Annotated in this window: 13 protein-coding genes; 6 read left to right on the top strand and 7 right to left on the bottom strand. The window is 69.2% G+C overall.

Going from position 1 to position 16,707, the window contains the following annotated elements:
• Positions 1 to 104 precede the first annotated feature (104 nt).
• A complete protein-coding gene (locus tag RHCRD62_RS09840; protein WP_050064454.1) occupies positions 105 to 1,415 on the top strand; it encodes an alpha/beta hydrolase in 1,311 nt (436 codons plus the stop codon).
• Positions 1,412 to 3,973 carry a bifunctional lysylphosphatidylglycerol flippase/synthetase MprF gene (locus tag RHCRD62_RS09835; protein WP_253277257.1) on the top strand — a complete coding sequence of 854 codons (2,562 nt, stop codon included), beginning with the start codon at positions 1,412 to 1,414 and terminating at the stop codon, positions 3,971 to 3,973. The genes RHCRD62_RS09840 and RHCRD62_RS09835 overlap by 4 nt, the downstream gene beginning before the upstream one ends.
• Before the next feature lie 2 nt (positions 3,974 to 3,975).
• Here RHCRD62_RS09835 and RHCRD62_RS09830 read toward each other — a convergent pair whose 3' ends face one another.
• Genes RHCRD62_RS09830 through RHCRD62_RS09820 form a run of 3 tightly spaced genes read right to left on the bottom strand, consistent with a single transcriptional unit; the run spans position 3,976 to position 7,456 of the window.
• Positions 3,976 to 4,938, bottom strand: coding sequence for an ABC transporter ATP-binding protein (locus tag RHCRD62_RS09830; RefSeq protein ID WP_084734165.1), 963 nt, complete (start codon positions 4,936 to 4,938; stop codon positions 3,976 to 3,978).
• Positions 4,935 to 6,029: a FecCD family ABC transporter permease gene (locus RHCRD62_RS09825; protein ID WP_050064453.1), complete on the bottom strand. Its 1,095-nt coding sequence runs from the start codon at positions 6,027 to 6,029 to the stop codon at positions 4,935 to 4,937. The genes RHCRD62_RS09830 and RHCRD62_RS09825 overlap by 4 nt, the downstream gene beginning before the upstream one ends.
• Complete coding sequence (locus RHCRD62_RS09820) at positions 6,026 to 7,456, bottom strand: FecCD family ABC transporter permease (RefSeq protein WP_084734164.1); 1,431 nt, start codon at positions 7,454 to 7,456, stop codon at positions 6,026 to 6,028. The genes RHCRD62_RS09825 and RHCRD62_RS09820 overlap by 4 nt, the downstream gene beginning before the upstream one ends.
• A gap of 144 nt (positions 7,457 to 7,600) precedes the next feature.
• On the opposite strand from RHCRD62_RS09820, the gene RHCRD62_RS09815 reads away from it, so the two are divergent.
• Together RHCRD62_RS09815 and RHCRD62_RS09810 are read left to right on the top strand one after the other, a co-directional pair.
• Positions 7,601 to 8,410: a hypothetical protein gene (locus tag RHCRD62_RS09815; RefSeq protein WP_157050859.1), complete on the top strand. Its 810-nt coding sequence runs from the start codon at positions 7,601 to 7,603 to the stop codon at positions 8,408 to 8,410.
• A gap of 272 nt (positions 8,411 to 8,682) precedes the next feature.
• Positions 8,683 to 9,111 carry a PaaI family thioesterase gene (locus tag RHCRD62_RS09810; protein ID WP_157050875.1) on the top strand — a complete coding sequence of 143 codons (429 nt, stop codon included), beginning with the start codon at positions 8,683 to 8,685 and terminating at the stop codon, positions 9,109 to 9,111.
• A 48-nt stretch (positions 9,112 to 9,159) separates the two neighbouring features.
• Here RHCRD62_RS09810 and RHCRD62_RS09805 read toward each other — a convergent pair whose 3' ends face one another.
• Positions 9,160 to 10,566, bottom strand: a complete 1,407-nt coding sequence (locus RHCRD62_RS09805; RefSeq protein ID WP_050064591.1) for an NAD(P)/FAD-dependent oxidoreductase — start codon at positions 10,564 to 10,566, stop codon at positions 9,160 to 9,162.
• Between the two features lie 312 nt (positions 10,567 to 10,878).
• Here RHCRD62_RS09805 and gdhA point away from each other — a divergent pair, with 312 nt between their 5' ends.
• Positions 10,879 to 12,228 (top strand): NADP-specific glutamate dehydrogenase, encoded by a 1,350-nt coding sequence (gdhA, locus tag RHCRD62_RS09800; protein WP_050064452.1) that lies wholly within the window; start codon positions 10,879 to 10,881, stop codon positions 12,226 to 12,228.
• 367 nt (positions 12,229 to 12,595) lie between these two features.
• A complete protein-coding gene (locus RHCRD62_RS09795; protein WP_050064451.1) occupies positions 12,596 to 13,009 on the top strand; it encodes a hypothetical protein in 414 nt (137 codons plus the stop codon).
• A 90-nt stretch (positions 13,010 to 13,099) separates the two neighbouring features.
• Here RHCRD62_RS09795 and RHCRD62_RS25785 read toward each other — a convergent pair whose 3' ends face one another.
• The 3 genes from RHCRD62_RS25785 to RHCRD62_RS09785 all read right to left on the bottom strand — a co-directional run bounded on the left by RHCRD62_RS25785 (position 13,100) and on the right by RHCRD62_RS09785 (position 16,417).
• Positions 13,100 to 13,273, bottom strand: a complete 174-nt coding sequence (locus tag RHCRD62_RS25785) for a hypothetical protein (protein WP_157050858.1) — start codon at positions 13,271 to 13,273, stop codon at positions 13,100 to 13,102.
• 30 nt (positions 13,274 to 13,303) lie between these two features.
• Positions 13,304 to 13,849, bottom strand: a complete 546-nt coding sequence (locus tag RHCRD62_RS09790) for a hypothetical protein (protein ID WP_050064450.1) — start codon at positions 13,847 to 13,849, stop codon at positions 13,304 to 13,306.
• A 66-nt stretch (positions 13,850 to 13,915) separates the two neighbouring features.
• A complete protein-coding gene (locus RHCRD62_RS09785; RefSeq protein ID WP_157050857.1) occupies positions 13,916 to 16,417 on the bottom strand; it encodes a LuxR family transcriptional regulator in 2,502 nt (833 codons plus the stop codon).
• Positions 16,418 to 16,707: the final 290 nt, after the last annotated feature.

Raw genomic sequence — 16,707 nt, 5'->3', positions numbered from 1 at the left:
CTTACTGTCCGACAGTTGTGCGTACTACCCGCAGTAGTAACGCAGTCGGTGTATCAGTGAATGGACACAGTCGGTGCGACCACACGGGCAGAGGGGGCCACGGAGTGGACTGGTTGTACGACCGACCGCTGCTATCCGGGACGGTGCCGTGGGCGGCGACGGTGCTCGCCGTCGCGGGCGCGGTGTGGCTGCTGCTCGCACCGACCACCGACTCCCGTCGGCACCGCCTGCGTGTCGTTCCTGCGTGCGCCGTGGCCGCGGGGGCGCTCACCGCGGCCGGATGGCTCGTCGTCGAGAAGTGGTGGCGTCCGTTCCCCGACCCCGTCGCACTCGCGGTGTATGCCTGGATCGGGTGCGGACTGTTCGCGGTCCTCCTCGCCGCCGCGCGCATCGCCACCGATCGGCACCTGCTGCGCGGCATCGTCTCCGTGGTGGCCGCCCTTGCTGTCGTCGTCGGCGCCGCCGCGCAGGTCAACCTCGTGTTCGACGCCTACCCGACGGTCCGCGACGTCCTCGGGTTGCCCGCCGCGAACGCGCTCGCCTTCGCCGAGGTCCCGGGGCCGGTCGCCGACCCGGTCAGCGGCACTCCACTCGACGCGGACTGGCACCCGCCCGCCGATCTGCCCGACCACGGCAGCGTCGTGACCGTCCCCATCCCGGGCACCGCATCCGGATTCGACGCTCGCGACGCCCAGATCTACCTACCCCCGGCCTACTTCGCCGACCCGCGACCCCTGCTCCCGGTCCTGGTACTGCTCGCCGGGCAACCGGGAAGCCCCGGCGACTGGTTCGCCGGTGGCCGCCTCGCCGAGACGATGGACGCGTTCGCCGCGCAGCACGGTGGGCTCGCGCCGGTGGTCGTCGTCGCCGACGGCACCGGATCGACCCTCGCCAACCCGCTGTGCCTCGACTCCCACCTCGGCAACGTCGACACCTACCTGGCCACCGACGTACCCGAGTGGGTGAAGGCGAACCTGCAGGTCGACACCGACCCGCGAGCCTGGGCAGTCGGGGGCCTGTCGTACGGCGGAACGTGCTCACTCCAACTCGCCACCAACCATCCCGACGTCTACCCGACGTTCCTCGACCTGTCCGGGCAGCTCGAGCCGACCCTCGGCGATCGCGGCCGAACGGTCGATGCGGCGTTCGGTGGCGACGACGCGGCGTTCACCGAGGTCAACCCGATGGATCTGATGGCGTCACGACGATTCCCAGGGACGGCGGGGGTCTTCGTCGTCGGCGCCGACGACCTCGAGTACGCGCCGGGCGTGCACACCCTGTACGCGGCGGCACAACAGGCGGGGATGGACGTGCACCTCGTGGAACTGCCCGGCGGCCACAGTTTCGCGGTGTGGTCAGCGGGCCTCGCAGGACAGGTGGACTGGTTGTCGAGGAGAGTGGGGTTGATCTCGTGACATCACCGATCACCGCGGTGCGCCGGCAGTCGCGGCGCATCGCCGAACTCGTCCGCTTCGGAGTGTCCGGCGCGCCCGCGAGCATCACCCTCCTCGTGGTGATCTGGGTGCTCGGCGCCGCCACGTCCAGCCTGACCGGTCCGAGCGGCTACGTGCAGCGCCACTTCGCGGCGTCGGTTCCCGCACTCGAACACGGCCGGGTGTGGACCCTGCTCACCTCGGGACTCTGGGCGCCGAGCCTCGTCGGCTACCTCGTCGCGACGCTGCTCGTCCTCGTGGTCGCCGCACCGGTGGAACACCGCATCGGCAGCGGACGGTTTCTGGCTGCCGCGGCCTCCACCCAGGTCCTCGGAACGCTGCTGGCCCTCGCGGTCGCGGCCCTCGTGCGGACGGTCGACGAGACCTGGGGTTTCCGGCTGCACATCGGAACCGCGGTCGGTCCGACGACATGGATCATCGGAGCCGCGATGGTGGCCGCCGCCGGCATGACCACGCTGTGGCGTCGGCGGGTCCGCGTCGGCGGGCTCGCCCTGCTCGTCACGATGTCACTGTTCAGTGGGCACCTCTCCGACCTGATCCGGCTCGGGGCCGCCGTCGTCGGACTCGTGATCGGACCGTGGATCGTGGCACGCAGCGCGCGCGGCGCCCACCTGGCCGGGACGCGGCGCGAGGGTCGCGTCCTCGTCGCCCTGGTCGTCGCGGCAGGCGCGCTCGGACCGGTGCTCGCGGCCCTGTCGCCCAACGCGGTCGGGCCCCTCGCCGTGCTGCGCGAACTGTTCCGCGGTGTGCCGTGGACCCCCAGCGAGGTTCGCGAGCTGTGCGAGGCCGACGCGTCCAGCGAGGACTGCAGGCGCGGACTGCTCGAACTGCGGCTCGGCGGGGTAGGCCCGACCATCCTGAGCCTGATGCCGTCGGTGTTCCTGCTCGTGCTCGCCGACGGGTTGCGCCGCGGACGCCGATTCGCGTGGATCGCCGCCGTCGTCGCGCAGATCGTGCTCCTCGGCCTGTCGGTCATCGATTTCGGGATCCGTTACGTCGGGTTCGCGGACGAGCAGACCTTGTACTACGGGTTGGACTCCCCGACGGTGTACCGGACCGCGATCCCGTTCGTCGTGCCGATCGCGATCCTGCTGGTGCTGGTCGCGACCCGCGGCTGGTTCACCGTGTCGGCACCGCGAGGCGTCCAACGCACGCTCTGGCTCCGGCTCGCCGCGGTCGGGGTGGCCGTCGGAGTCGCCTACGTCGCGCTCGGGATGCTCGCCCGCTCCGGCTTCGATCGGGAGCCGTCCGTCGCGTCGCTGGGGGCCGACTACCCCGAGCGCCTGATCCCGCCCGTCTACCTGCAGTGGCTCGACCCGCGTTTCCTTCCCGACAGCGCTCCCACCACCCTGCTGTACGAATGGACGGGGGTGCTGGTCTGGGTGGTCCTGTGCGCGGTGGTGGCGGGAACGTTCCTCGCCCCCTCCTACGGGGGCCGCACCGACGACACCGAACGCGCCCGGACGCTCCTGACCAGCGGGTCGGGCGCTCCGCTGTCGTGGATGACCACGTGGCGCGGCAACCGCTACTGGTTCGCCCCCGACGGCAGTGGATACGTCGCGTACCGGGTGATCTCGGGAGTCGCGCTCACCACGGGCGACCCGGTCTGCCCACCGGAATCGTTGCGTGCGAACGCGACCGCCTTCGCCGACTTCGCCACCGCCAACGGCTGGACACCGTGCTTCTACTCCGTCACCGGCGCGCTGAAGCGTGCCACGGACGCGCTCGGCTGGTCGGCCATCCAGGTCGCGGAGGAGACCGTTCTGCACCTCGACCGCCTCGAGTTCAAGGGCAAGAAGTTCCAGGACGTCCGCACCGCCCTCAACCGCGCCGCGAAGTCCGGCGTCACCGCCGAGTGGATACGGTTCCCCGACGCGCCCCTGTCGTTGACCGACCAGATCACCGCGATCTCCGAGGAGTGGGTCGCCGACAAGGGGATGCCCGAGATGGGATTCACCCTCGGCGGCCTCGACGAGATCGACGATCCGCAGGTGCGCTGCCTGATCGCCGTCGACGAGTCGCGCACCGTCCACGGCGTCACGTCCTGGATGCCCGTGTACCGCGACGGCCGGGTCGTCGGCTGGACCCTCGACTTCATGCGCAGGCGAGCGGAAGGGTTCCGGCCCGCCATGGAATTCCTCATCGCCTCCGCCGCACTGTCCCTGAAGGAGGAGGGCGCGGAGTTCGTCAGCCTGTCGGGCGCACCCCTCGCCACTGTGCAGGCGGGGCAGGATGCGCCGCCCGCCGACGACGAGCAGGCCCGGGAGCAGGTGACGCTCGCGGCGGTCCTCGACCGACTCCTCGACGTCCTCGGTCGCACCCTCGAACCGGTGTACGGGTTCCGGTCGCTACTGGCGTTCAAGGCGAAGTTCCAGCCCGACTACGTGCCGATGTACATGACGTTCGCCGATCCGGCGGCGCTGCCGAGCATCGGCAACGCCGTCGGCCGCGCCTACCTGCCGGAGGTGTCGGTGGGGCAGGGAATGCGCTTGGTGCGCACCATGATCCGCAGTCGCTGACGTCAGCTCCCCGGTGTGGCCTCCGCGGGCCCGCCGATCGTCCCGTACACGTGCCGGGTACCGACCGGAACGATGAGCGGTCGGTCCGAGACCGGATCGTCGATGACCCGGGCCTCCAACCCGAACACCTCCAGCAGCAGCTCGGGTGTGATCACCTCGGTCGGCGCCCCCTCCGCGACGATCGAGCCCTGCGCCATCACCACCAGGTGATCGCTGTAGCGGATCGCGAGGTTCAGGTCGTGCAGCACCATCACCACCGTGCGCCCGAACTCCGAGTGCAGGCGGTCGACCAGGTCGAGTACCTCGACCGAGTGCGCCAGATCCAGGTAGGTGGTCGGCTCGTCGAGGAGCAGGATGTCGGTGCCCTGCGCGAGTGCCATCGAGATCCATGCGCGCTGACGCTGACCGCCCGACAGTTGGTCGACGGGCCGATCCGCGAGATCCGACACCCCGGTCAACGCGAGCGCCTTCGCCACCTCGCCCTCGTCGTCCGACGACCACTGCCGCAGCCACGACTGGTGCGGGTGCCTGCCCCGCGACACCAGGTCCGCGACCGTCAGACCTTCCGGCGCGACGGGGGCCTGCGGCAGCATCCCGAGCGTGCGCGCGACGTCCTTCGTCCGCATCGACGAGATCGCCTTGCCGTCGAGGACGACCTCGCCGCTCCGCGGCTTGAGGAGACGCCCCATGGACCGCAGCAGCGTCGACTTGCCGCACCCGTTGGGGCCGATGATGGTCGTGACGACCCCGGTCGGGATCTCGAGGTCGAGCCCGTCGAGAATGATCCGGTCCCCGTACCCCACGACCAGGTTGTACGCGGAGAGCCGGTGACTCGAATGCGCGGCGGCCGCGACGTGATCGATGGCCGGCTGCGCGCCGGGGGACTTCCTCTCGCCGTCGGCTCCCGAGTCTTCCCGGGGGTCGGACGCCGACTGTGTCCTGGCGCCGGTGCTCTGGCCGCTCATGCGGTCACCTTCCGATTGTTGCGAATGAGCAGGTAGATCAGGAACGGGCCACCGAGCGCCGAGGTGACGATGCCGACGGGCAGTTCGACGGGCAGCACGGTGCGGCCGATGATGTCGGCACCGAGGACCAGCACGGCCCCCATCAGGCCGGACGCGATCAGCGGCGGACCGGGCGTGCGCAGCAGGCGCATCGCCACCTGGGGGGCCGCGAGGGCGACGAACCCGATCGGGCCGACCGCTGCCGTCGCGATGGCCGCCAACGCCACCGCGGCCAGGAGCAGCGCGCCCTGCCCCGTTTGCAGCCGCACACCCAGAGCGCGGGCGTTGTCGTCGCCGAGGCGCAGCACTCCCAGGGTGAACGAGGAGATCACCGCCGCGGTACCCACCACCGCGACCCCGATCGCGACGGGCCAGACCCGCTCCCAGTCGCTGCCGTTGAGGGAGCCGTTCAACCACACCTGCGCCCGAGAGACGTCGTTGATGTCGGCAGAGATCAGCAGCCACTGGATCACCGCTACGAGCATCGCGTTGGCGCCGATGCCGATCAGCACCACCCGAAATCCCTGCACGCCACCGCGCCACGCCAGCAGGTAGATGACCACCGCCGTCACGATGCCGCCGATCAGGGCGGCGATGGGGATTCCGAGGACGGCGAGGAGTCCGACGAAGCTCCCGCCGCCTCCCACGACGATGAGCGTCACCGCGGCGGCACTCGCGCCTGCGGTGATGCCGAGGATGTCCGGGCTCGCGAGTGGATTGCGCAGGATCGACTGGGTGATCGCTCCGGAGATCCCGAGCGCGATGCCGGTCAGCAACGCCGCCAGACCTCGCGGCAGTCGCAGGTCCATCACGATGAACCGCTCGACTTTCTCACCGCCGCCGACGAGGACCTCGACGACGGTCGGAATCGGGATCGAGTACTCGCCACGCCCGATGTTGATGCACAGCAGCAGGAACGCGGCCACGAGCAGGCCGACGGTGATGGCGACCATGGCGGTGCGCCAGACCAGGGAAACCGACCCGACCCGGAACGCCGGGCGTGACGGAACGGTGGTCGGGATCGGACGGGCGTCGTCGTCGACGAGGCTCACAGGGACACCAGCTTCCTGCGCCGCACGAGCGCGATGAAGAACGGCGCGCCGAACATCGCGAGCACAATTCCGACCTGGAGTTCGCCCGGACGGACCACGACACGTCCGATCACGTCGGCGAGCAGAACCATGATGGCGCCGATCAGGCCCGCGTACGGGACCAGCCAGCGATAGTCGGGGCCGGTGACGAACCGCGCGACATGCGGGACGACGAGACCGACGAACGCGATCGGCCCGCAGGCGGCGGTCGCGGCGCCCGTGAGCAGTGTGATGGCGGCGATGCCGATCACCCGGCTGCGCACGATGTTCGTGCCGAGACCACGGGCGATGTCGTCGCCGAGGCTCAGGACGTTGAGGCTCGGGGTGCTGGCCAGCGCGATGATCACGCCGACGACGAGGAACGGCAGCACCTGCCAGAGCACGTCGAGTCCGCGACCGGCAACCGATCCGACCACCCAGAACCGGTAGCCGTCGAGGCTGGTCTGGTCGAGCAGGATGACCGTCTGGGTCATGGCCTGCAGGAACATCGCGACCGCGGCGCCGCCGAGGGCGAGGCTGAGCGGGCTTGCCCCGCCCCCGCCGATCGACGAGATGCCGAACACGACGACGCTCGCGGCGAGGGACCCGGCGAATGCGAACCAGAGGTACTGGCTGGGGGTGCTGAAGCCCAGCAGGTAGATCGAGAGCACCACGAATAGGGCCGCACCCGCGTTGAGGCCGAGGAGTCCGGCGTCGGCGAGCGGGTTCCGGGTGTGTCCCTGGATGAGAGCACCCGCGATGCCGAGTGCGACACCGACGGCGACGGCGAGCGCGGTCCGCGGAATCCGGAGGGTTCGGACGACGAGGTCGGTGTCGGTGCCGGTGGCCCCGAACACGGCGTGGAGGATCTCTCCGAAGTCCATCGGCCGGGCGCCGACCGCGATGCTCGCGACGATGGTCGCCATCAGGATCAGCAGCAGCGCGGCCAGGCCGAGCAGTCGCCGCTTCCGAATCGCGGCGACGGACGTGTCGGACGGGATCGGGGTGAACCCCTCGTCGAGTGCGGTGGCGCGGCGGACGACCTCGGCGCCGGTGCGGGGGAGCAGGGCCCGGCTGGTGCCGAGTGGCGCACCGGTTGTGGCGTCGCGGGAGACCAGGTCGAGCCAGGATTTGCCGATGCCCGCGCCCGTTCGGCCGTCCCGGAAACCTCGATTCCAGACGAGTACGCCACCTGCCGCGGCGAATGCTGCTGCGCCGAAGACGAGGCGGTCCATCTGTCCGCCGCCGTTGGCGTCGCGCAGGGAGTCGACGACGATCCAGCCCAGAATCAGGGGTAGTGCGACCGCAGCCCAGTCGACGAGCGCGGCCGCGCCGCGACGCGTGCGCGACGCGGGTCCACGGGGAATCGCCCGGACCGCGTAGTCGACGTCGCCGGGTGTGGTGGTCACGGGCACGCTCCTGAGGGGGTGAATCGCACGGGGATTCAGGTTACGTAACCCTATCCAAACCTGACACCCCGGATCCGTACTCCCAATCTTCTTGTGGTTAGGCTAACCTACATTCGATCTTGCTCGACGACGAAGGAGTGAGCAGTGCCGACGACTCTGGTACTCGACCCGGCCGCACCGGCCGCCTCGATCCGCGACATCACCGTGACGCCCCTGCGCGCCACCGCCTTTGCCGCGCCCACCCGGACCGTGGCCGGTCTCGTCGAGTCCTGTACCCATCTGCGCGCACTGCATCCCGACTATCCGCGGGTCTACGCCGTGGCCCAGATGTCCGAGCAGCCGAAGCGTCGGTGGTGGGCCGTCTCCCAGGGCATCCGAGGGGACCGCCTCGAGCGGATGCTGACACGCGCGCTCGAGGACATCCCGGACCACGAGGCAGCGGCGATCTCCGTTGCGTCGGCGCTGATCCACGCCGTCATCGGACGCGTCGCCGCCCTGGTCGTCCTCGATGGGCGGGCCTGGGACACCGGCCTGGACAATCTGTCGATCCACATGGACAGCGACGGATGTATCGACTGGGCCGGCGTGTGGGATCCCGCCCTGCGGGTGCTGCCGGGTGACCGGTGGGAGGGATCCCCTGGTGTCGTCACCCTGCCCTGCGAGCGGGCGCTGGCGATGTGGACCGCGTGCCGCAGCCGGACCGCGCTGACCGCGATCTTCGACGCCTTGGATCGTCTGGTCCTGCTCGACCGCACGATGCTGTGGGCAATGGTGGGGGAGGCCGTGCTCGGGGCCGCGACGATGGTGCCGTTGCGGAGCACCCTCGCACCGTCGATCGCGGATCGTCGGGGGCAGGCACTGCTCGACGCGTTCGAGAGGGCAGGGCTTCCGGTGCGCGCCCGCGCGGGTCGTCCGGCATTTCGGCGCGCCGTCCCGCAAGCGCTTGCAAGTTAGGGCAGCCTTGCCTATAGTTTCCCGTGATGGCGACGAACTGAACTACTGGACCGCGCCGGAGTCCTGAGGGCTGCAGAGACTCCCGGTCCCTTCCACGGAGGGCCCCGCACCGATCACCGGTGCGGGGCCCTCTGACGTTGCGTGCTTGACTTTCGGGTGGCTCTGCCTCGAACGGAGCACGCGTCCCCTGCGGGACACGACGATCTAGCGAAGGAGCACACGTGACCGAGCCCCAGCCCACGGTGGCGGACGCGACAACCCTCGAGAGCGCGCTGACCCAACTGTCCCTCGCCGAGGTTTCCCCCATTCTCAACCAGGGGTTCTGCGAGTCGATCCAACTCGACTACCTCGAGCTGACCGGTGACCGCGTCGTCGCTCGCTGGGACGTCGGCGCACACCTCTACCAGCCGGCCGGGATCGTCAACGGCGGCGTCTACTGCACCGTCATCGAAACCGTCATCAGTACCGGCGGCACCGTCTGGATCGGCGACCGAGGCCACGTCGTCGGCGTCAACAACAACACCGACTTCCTCCGCGCCGTCCGCACCGGCACGCTCACCGTCACCGCGACACCCGTGCACCGCGGTCGCACCCAGCAGCTGTGGCAGGCCGAAATCCGCGACGAACAGGATCGGCTCGTCTCACGTGGACAGGTGCGCCTCGCCAACATCGAACACACCGAACAGCTCGCCAAGGGCTGATCCGCGCCGCCGTGGCGGCCACCGGCCCGGAACGATGCTCCCGTGGCGTCAGCCCGCTTCGCGCTCCTCGCCGGTGGCGACGGCGGTCGGGTCGCCGATCAATCCGGCCGCTCTCGCCCGCTCGTAGTCCTGCAGGTCCTCGATCGCCGTCCGCGCGAAGACCTGCTGCTCCGTCGACGCCATCTGTGCCCGACTCCGGCCGAGGAACGCCACCGTCCACGACAGGACCGTGGAGAACTTGCTGCGGAAGCCGACCAGGTACATCAGGTGGATGACCAGCCACATCAGCCACCCGATGAAGCCGGTGATCTCCAGCTTCCCCACCTTCGCGACCGCGCTGAACCGCGAGATCGTCGCCATGGAGCCCTTGTCGAAATACTTGAACGGGGTGCGCTCCTCGGGCGGCGTTCCCGCGAGGGTGGCCTTCACCTGCTTCGCGGCGTGCTTGCCGCCCTGCATCGCGACCTGGGCCAGGCCGGGAAGGCTGTCGAGCGCCATCATGTCGCCGATGACGTACACGTTCGGGTGACCCGGCAGTGACAGGTCGGGATTGACGTGGACGCGTCCGGCGCGGTCGATCTCCGCGCCGGACTGCTCGGCGAGCTGCTTGCCGAGGCCGCTCGCCTGCACGCCCGCGGACCACACCTTGCACTGACAGTCGACTCGGCGTTCGGTGCCGTCCTTGTCCTTGACGGTGAGCCCGTCGACGTCGACGTCGGTCACCATCGCGTCCGGCTGGATCTCGACTCCGAGTTTCTCGAGCCGCTTCGCCGCGTTCGCGCTGAGCTTGCCGCCGTACACGGGCAGGACGACGGGCGCGCCGTCGAGCAGGATGACGCGGGCATCGCGGGGATCGATGTGGCGGAAGGCGCCCTCGAGGGTGCGATTGGCGAGTTCCGCGATCTGGCCTGCCAGCTCGACACCGGTGGGCCCGGCGCCCACGACGACGAAGGTCAGGAGCCGCGCGCGCTCCTCCGGATCGTTCGACAGTTCGGCTTCCTCGAACGCACCGAGAATGCGGCCACGCAGTTCCAGCGCATCGTCGATCGTCTTCATGCCGGGCGCGAACTTCGCGAAGTGGTCGTTGCCGAAATACGACTGCCCGGCTCCCGCGGCGACGATCAGGCTGTCGAACTCGGTGACGGTGTCGCGGTCGAGCAGCCTCGACGTGACGGTCTTCGCCGTGAGGTCGATCTTCTCCACCTCACCGAGCAGGACCTGCGCGTTCTTCTGCTTCCGCAGCACGAGCCGGGTGGCGGGCGCGATGTCGCCGACGGACAGGATGCCGGTCGCGACCTGATACAGCAGGGGCTGGAACAGGTGGTGCGTCGTGCGGGCGATGAGGGTGACGTCGACGTCGGCGCGTTTGAGCGCCTGGGTGCTGAACAGGCCGCCGAAGCCGGATCCGATGACGACGACGCGATGACGGCGGGGATGTGCCGACTGGATGCTCATGTACACGGTCCTCCACGACGGAAAGGGACGGGTGACACCGTCGGACACCGCCCGCTCGAGCGACGTCCTGGCACTGTGCCCCACCGTAGTCCGGCGCGGACGGCTCGTCCTGATGAGCGCGGGCGGCGGCGCGTCGGACCGTTACTCCCAGCAACCTCCTAGCAGACGTGAGGAAAAGTTCACAATTGTTTACCTGAGCGAAATCTCACGCCCATGAAAGGGCCTAAACCGCCGAGCGTTGTGCTTGGCTGTGATTTCCACACCTGGGTGAACTGTCGAGACGGTTCCCGTGAGAAAGAGGAGGGCTGTCACGTGAGTGGGCAGGTCCGTGAGCGAGTCGACAGGTACTTCGAGGACGTCGCGCGGCGTAACGCAGGCGAACCCGAGTTCCACCAGGCAGTCGCCGAAGTGTTCGAGTCCCTCACCGTCGTCCTCGAGCGGCACCCCAACTACGCCGACAGTGCCCTGATCGAGCGCCTCTGCGAGCCCGAGCGGCAGATCATCTTCCGCGTGCCGTGGCAGGACGACCACGGACAGGTTCACGTCAACCGCGGTTTCCGGGTCCAGTACAACAGCGCACTCGGTCCCTACAAGGGCGGACTGCGGTTCCACCCCAGCGTCAACCTCGGCATCGTCAAGTTCCTCGGCTTCGAGCAGATCTTCAAGAACTCGCTCACCGGCCTGCCCATCGGTGGCGGCAAGGGCGGCTCCGACTTCGACCCCAAGGGCAGGTCCGAGTCCGAGATCATGCGCTTCTGTCAGTCGTTCATGACGGAACTCCACCGCCACATCGGCGAGTACACCGACGTCCCCGCGGGCGACATCGGTGTCGGCGGACGCGAGATCGGCTACCTCTTCGGGCAGTACAAGCGCCTCACCAACTCGTACGAGTCCGGTGTCCTCACCGGCAAGGGACTCACCTGGGGCGGCTCGATGGTCCGCAAGGAGGCGACCGGATACGGCGCCGCCTACTTCGTCGCCGAGATGCTGAAGACCGCCGGGACGAGCCTCGACGGCCGCCGCGTCGTCGTGTCCGGATCCGGCAACGTCGCGATCTACGCCATCGAGAAGGTCCACCAGCTCGGCGGCACCGTGGTTGCCTGCTCCGACTCGTCCGGCTACATCGTCGACGACAAGGGCCTCGACCTCGAACTGCTCAAGGAGATCAAGGAGGTCCGTCGCGGCCGTATCTCCGATTACGTGGACGAGCGCGCTGACGCCCAGTACTTCCCGGGCGGCAACGTCTGGAACGTGCCGTGCGACGTGGCGATGCCGTGCGCGACGCAGAACGAGCTTGACGAGCTGTCGGCGAAGACCCTCGTCAACAACGGCGTCAAGGTCATCGCCGAGGGCGCGAACATGCCCACCACGCCGCAGGGTATCGCGGTGTTCCGTGACGCAGGTGTCGCCTTCGCGCCGGGTAAGGCTGCCAATGCCGGTGGCGTGGCCACCTCCGCGCTCGAGATGCAGCAGAACGCCTCGCGCGACTCGTGGAGCTTCGAGTACACCGACGAGCGGCTCTCGAAGATCATGAGCGACATCCACCACCGCTGTGTCACGACGGCGGACGAGTATGGCAAGCCGGGCGACTACGTCCTCGGCGCCAACATCGCCGGCTTCGTGAAGGTCGCCGACGCCATGTTCGCGCTCGGGGTCATCTGAGCAGTCCCCGACAACGACGACGTGGGAGGCGCCGGGCACTTGTGCCCGGCGCCTCCCACGTTTCACATCGGTCGGACGTCGGCAGGCGATGACTGAGATTCCGCGCGAAGAAATCCATCCATTCGTTACCGCGTTCTCGTAGACCGGTTTTGGCCAAGGACCGCTCTCGGGCGTTGTGGTGAACCTGGACCAAACGGAAGAGAGGTCCTGAACGGGGAGCCTCGGCAGGAAGAGCGAGCACGCTGAGGGCGTCCCCGACCAGGTGATTCATGCTCGTGGCGACTGTTGCGGACGTAGGCTGACAGCATCCATCGGTCGGCCCCGGTGTTCGTGAACGGAGCGGGCCACCAGGCATGGAGGTCCGTCGATGACACCACGTCACCGTCTACGCCGAGCATCCATCGTCGCCGGAGCTGGTGCAGCACTGCTTCTCGCGGTACAGCCGGCCGCCGCCGCCCCGATCGACACTGTCCTCCCCATTCCCGTCGGTGGTATCGGTGTCGGCGTGACGGGACTCCCGAGCTCGGGCTACTCCTACCTGACCGCCACCACCGACCCGGACACTCCGGGAGTGACCCGTTTCGGGCCGTACACCGGTGTGCACGTCCACTGGCGAAACCTCTCCTCCGGTGCAGCGGGTGTCGCCTACGTCAACAACCGTTACGGGACACCGGTCGAGACTGGTTCCGGGACGGTGGCTGCCGTGGTCACGATTTCCGACGCTTTCGGCTACCGGATACTCGCCAGCACGCCCGGCGCCGGTGTCTGGACAGTCCCCTGATCGGATCAACAGCCGCACCCGAAGCGACTGGAGTTGCTCGAGGCGTTGAGCGGGAGACCCGCGCGCCCTCCCGGACAGCGGGGCCGTCGTCTACGGAACGTAGACGGTTGCGACACCCGGTGTGACGAACGAGCTGCCGGTCTGTACGACAACGACGACAACCTGCCCGGTCCCGGTCGGCAGGACCGCTTCCGGGTATCCGCCCGACATCGGGGTGGAGCCGGAGGCTCTGCTCGACAGGTTCAGCCAGCCGACATCGATCATGGCGACCTCCGAGAACAGTCGGGGCGAGGTTCAGTGGACCTGGAATGTGCCGATGCCAGGGGTGAACACGAGTCGGTACCCGACGCCTGCAGGGCCCCCGCGGGTGAACGCGCCGACGTCGGCGGTTGCGACGATCGTGCCGCTGCCGGTGAGCGCTGTCGCGGGGGCGTGTCGGCACCGATCCTGCGGTGCTATCGGCGGATCGTAGCCGGGTTCCACGCGCCGGAGCGCGGTGGCGCCGACGGCGCCGGTGTTCAGGTTCCGCCAGCTCACCGTTACGTCGGGGCAGGTCGAGGCCCATGGCGACGGTTCGGTCGCGAAGGTCACCGTACCGGGTGCATCCGATGTTGCCGTCGGCGTCAGGGTCGTCAGCGACGGAAGGCCCAAGCACGCAAACACAGTGCTGAGGCAACCTTCGACGAACCTCACCGGAACCTGGAACACCGTGGTCGACGCCGCCGGGACCGGCGGCGGGTTCGCAGTCGCCGCAGCGGATGGGCAGAGCGGGACGGCGAGGACGGCGACGGACGCCGCGGCGCGGGCAACGAACGAACGATGAATTGCTGCACGGCGCATGGCGTGAGCCTTCCGCGGTGGATCTGACTAGACCCTGGTGCAGTGTCAGCTTACGCGCCCGGTCACTTACGGCGTCCTGCCTGACGATCGTCGAACAGGACTAGCGGAGCCGAGTCCGCGGCGTGCGGCCTCCAGGACGGCGCCCTCGCGGGAGTGCACACCGAGCTTCCGGTACAGGCTGTTCAGCTGGGACTTGACGGTGTTCGGGGAGACGAACAGGGATTCGGCGATCTGCGCAACGCTGCCACCGCGGGTGAGGCCGTCGAGCACGGCGGCCTCGCGCTCGGTCAGGGTCACCGGCGGTGCGGGACGCGGGAACGGTCCGTCGCCCCACCCGGCGAGCCTGTCCGAGAAGGGAATCGCGGCTCCGCCCGCGGTCAGCGCCTCGCGGATCGTGGGCGGCACGGTCAACAGCGGCCGCACCAGCCCGCTGTCCAGAGACATCGCCGTTGCTCGGTTCCAGGCGATCCGGGCGTCGTGGTCGCGACCCTGCTCGTGCGCGAGGGTGGCCATGATCAACTGCGCTTCGAGGCGGACTCGGGTCTCGCTCACACGGTGGCCGGTCAGAGGCGTGCAGAGCGCGGTCGCGGCCGTATGGTCGCCGGCGCACATGGCGGCCCTCGCCGCGGCCAGCCGCATCATCGGGTGCATCGGTCCGTCGGCCAGTCGGGCGCATTCGAGCACCCGCGCCGCCTGACCGGTCGCCGTGTGCAGGTCCATGAGAGCCGCGGTCAACAGTGGGCCCGCAGCGGCGGTCGGCCCGAGCCGGCGCCGAAGCCGGTGGCGGCTCCTGTCCACCCGGCCGAGGCCGACCTCGGAACGGCCCTGGATCAGGTCGAGTTGACTGCGCACGTACACGACGAACGCCTGGAGCTCGTCGGCCTCGTCGGCCTCGTCGTCGAGTTCGTCGAGTTCGTCCAGTGCGGCCTCGGCGGGAGGGACGTCCAATCGGTCGAGTTGTTGCAGTGCCCGCGCAATGATTGCTGGCCGTTCGACCAACGCTCGGATCCAGCCCGCCCGCTCGCCGAACCTCGACTCCTGCCCGAGCCAGTGTGCCGTCCGCTCGGGCTCGCCCAGCACCGCATGGTGCAGCGCCAGATGACCGGCGGCCTGACGGGCCGCGAAGTTACCGGGATCGGCAATGCCGCAGTCGACGGCGTGGGTGAGTAGTTCGACCGTCCGCCTGTCCCCGACTCGAAGCTGGCTGGCCAGCCCGAGGTGCATCCAGACCGCGGAGAGCCAGCGCCGGTCCAGGCCACCGGATTCGTTCATCCGGTTCGCGAGTGTCACCAGTGTGTCGCGGTCACGCACGGCCGCGTCGTAGTCGCCGTTCCAGCGTTGAACGCACAGGCGCAGTGTGCCGGTCAGGAGCGCCAGTTCGGCCGAGTCGCGATCAGCGGTCTCGGTCACGGAGATGTCCGGCAGCGGCCCCCGTACGTGGCCCGGAGTTCCCGCCGTCAGGCCCGCCCCGGCGACGAGCAGGCGCGCGTACTGGACGGCCGGGTTCGCCTGTGCCTCCGATTCCGGCAGCGCGTGCAACGCACGGACCAGTACTCCCAGTCCGGTGGTGACGATTGTGGGCCACTCGGTCGTGAGGATGGCGAGCAGCAGATCCCAGTCCTGGCCGTCGGTCGCGTGGCGGAGGGCCTCGACAGGCTCGCCGCGGTCGGCGAACCAGCGTGCGAGGGTCGCCGAGGCCGACCGCGAGGGCGCTACGGCGTCTCGCTCCACGATCCGCAGTACGGATCTGCGGAGCGCTGTGGGCCACGTCCAGTAGGTGTCCGGTGCCGCCGGCATGCGTCGTAACAGCCCGGCGTGTTCGAGGCCGCTGAGGGTACCTGCGGCGTCGTCGACTCCCAACAGTGCCAGCGCATCGGGGGACGGCCGCCGCAGCACCGCGATTGTGCGAGCCATGTCGCCGATGCCCGGATCCTCCAGCAGCATGCCCTCGACATACCTGTCGATCTGTACCCGTACTGCCAGGTAGGCGCGTTCGCGCTCGAAGTCCAGGTCGCTGCCGAAAACTCGGATCACGCTCTCGGCGATCGCAACCAGCGCCGGGTGGCCTCCAGTGGTCCGCCACAGGTCTCGGGCCGTCCGCTGCGGGGACGACACGGCGCGGTGTGCGAGCAGGTCGGCGACCTCCGCCTCGGTGAACTCCAGTTCCCCCGCGGGGACGATCGTCAGGTTCGGGTCGGATATGGGTACGGACTCCAGCAGGGTGCTCTCGCGAATCGACACCAGGACGCGCAACCCGCGATGCGCCGCGCGGATCGTGTGCAGCCGTTCCCAGGTGGTCGCGTCGCACAGTCGATCCGGGCGGTCGAGGACGAGCACGCCGGTGTCGGCGCTCATCCTCTCCGTGAGATCCGACCAGTACTGTTCCGTGGCCGTGCCGGGATCGGGAACCTCGACCCGAATCACGGTGCTGTCCGGCTGCTCCGCCAGCCACGTCTCCACGAGTGTCGTCTTCCCGTACCCACGGGGCCCCCACAGCACGGTCTGCGGTGCTTCGTCGAGCCGGGGGAGCAGCCGTGCTCGCCGCCCCGGCAAACCTGCAGACACCATCCTGGCTCCCCTCTGGACACCCCCAGATGTCCGAATCCTCCGGTAGACATCTTGCACCAAGCGGTCTCCGCCGACCGCGGGAACGGTCACCCGACCGCTCGATACGGATCAACAGAGTCAGGCGGGTGGGTGGCTGACTTCGCATCGAATGCCCAGACGGGCGCCCGTTCTTCATTGCCGCTGCGTCGAGGCCCGGCAAGATTCTCCGCCGCTGGTGGGTAACGCCCGCGTGCTGACGACCTGGGCCGTGTTCGCCTTCCGGCTCTCGGGCGGAAGTGTCGCGTGGGCGG

The sequence above is a fragment of the Rhodococcus sp. RD6.2 genome, from assembly GCF_001040705.1.
Lineage (GTDB): Bacteria > Actinomycetota > Actinomycetes > Mycobacteriales > Mycobacteriaceae > Rhodococcus_G.
This window is presented reverse-complemented; position numbering and strand designations above follow the sequence as displayed.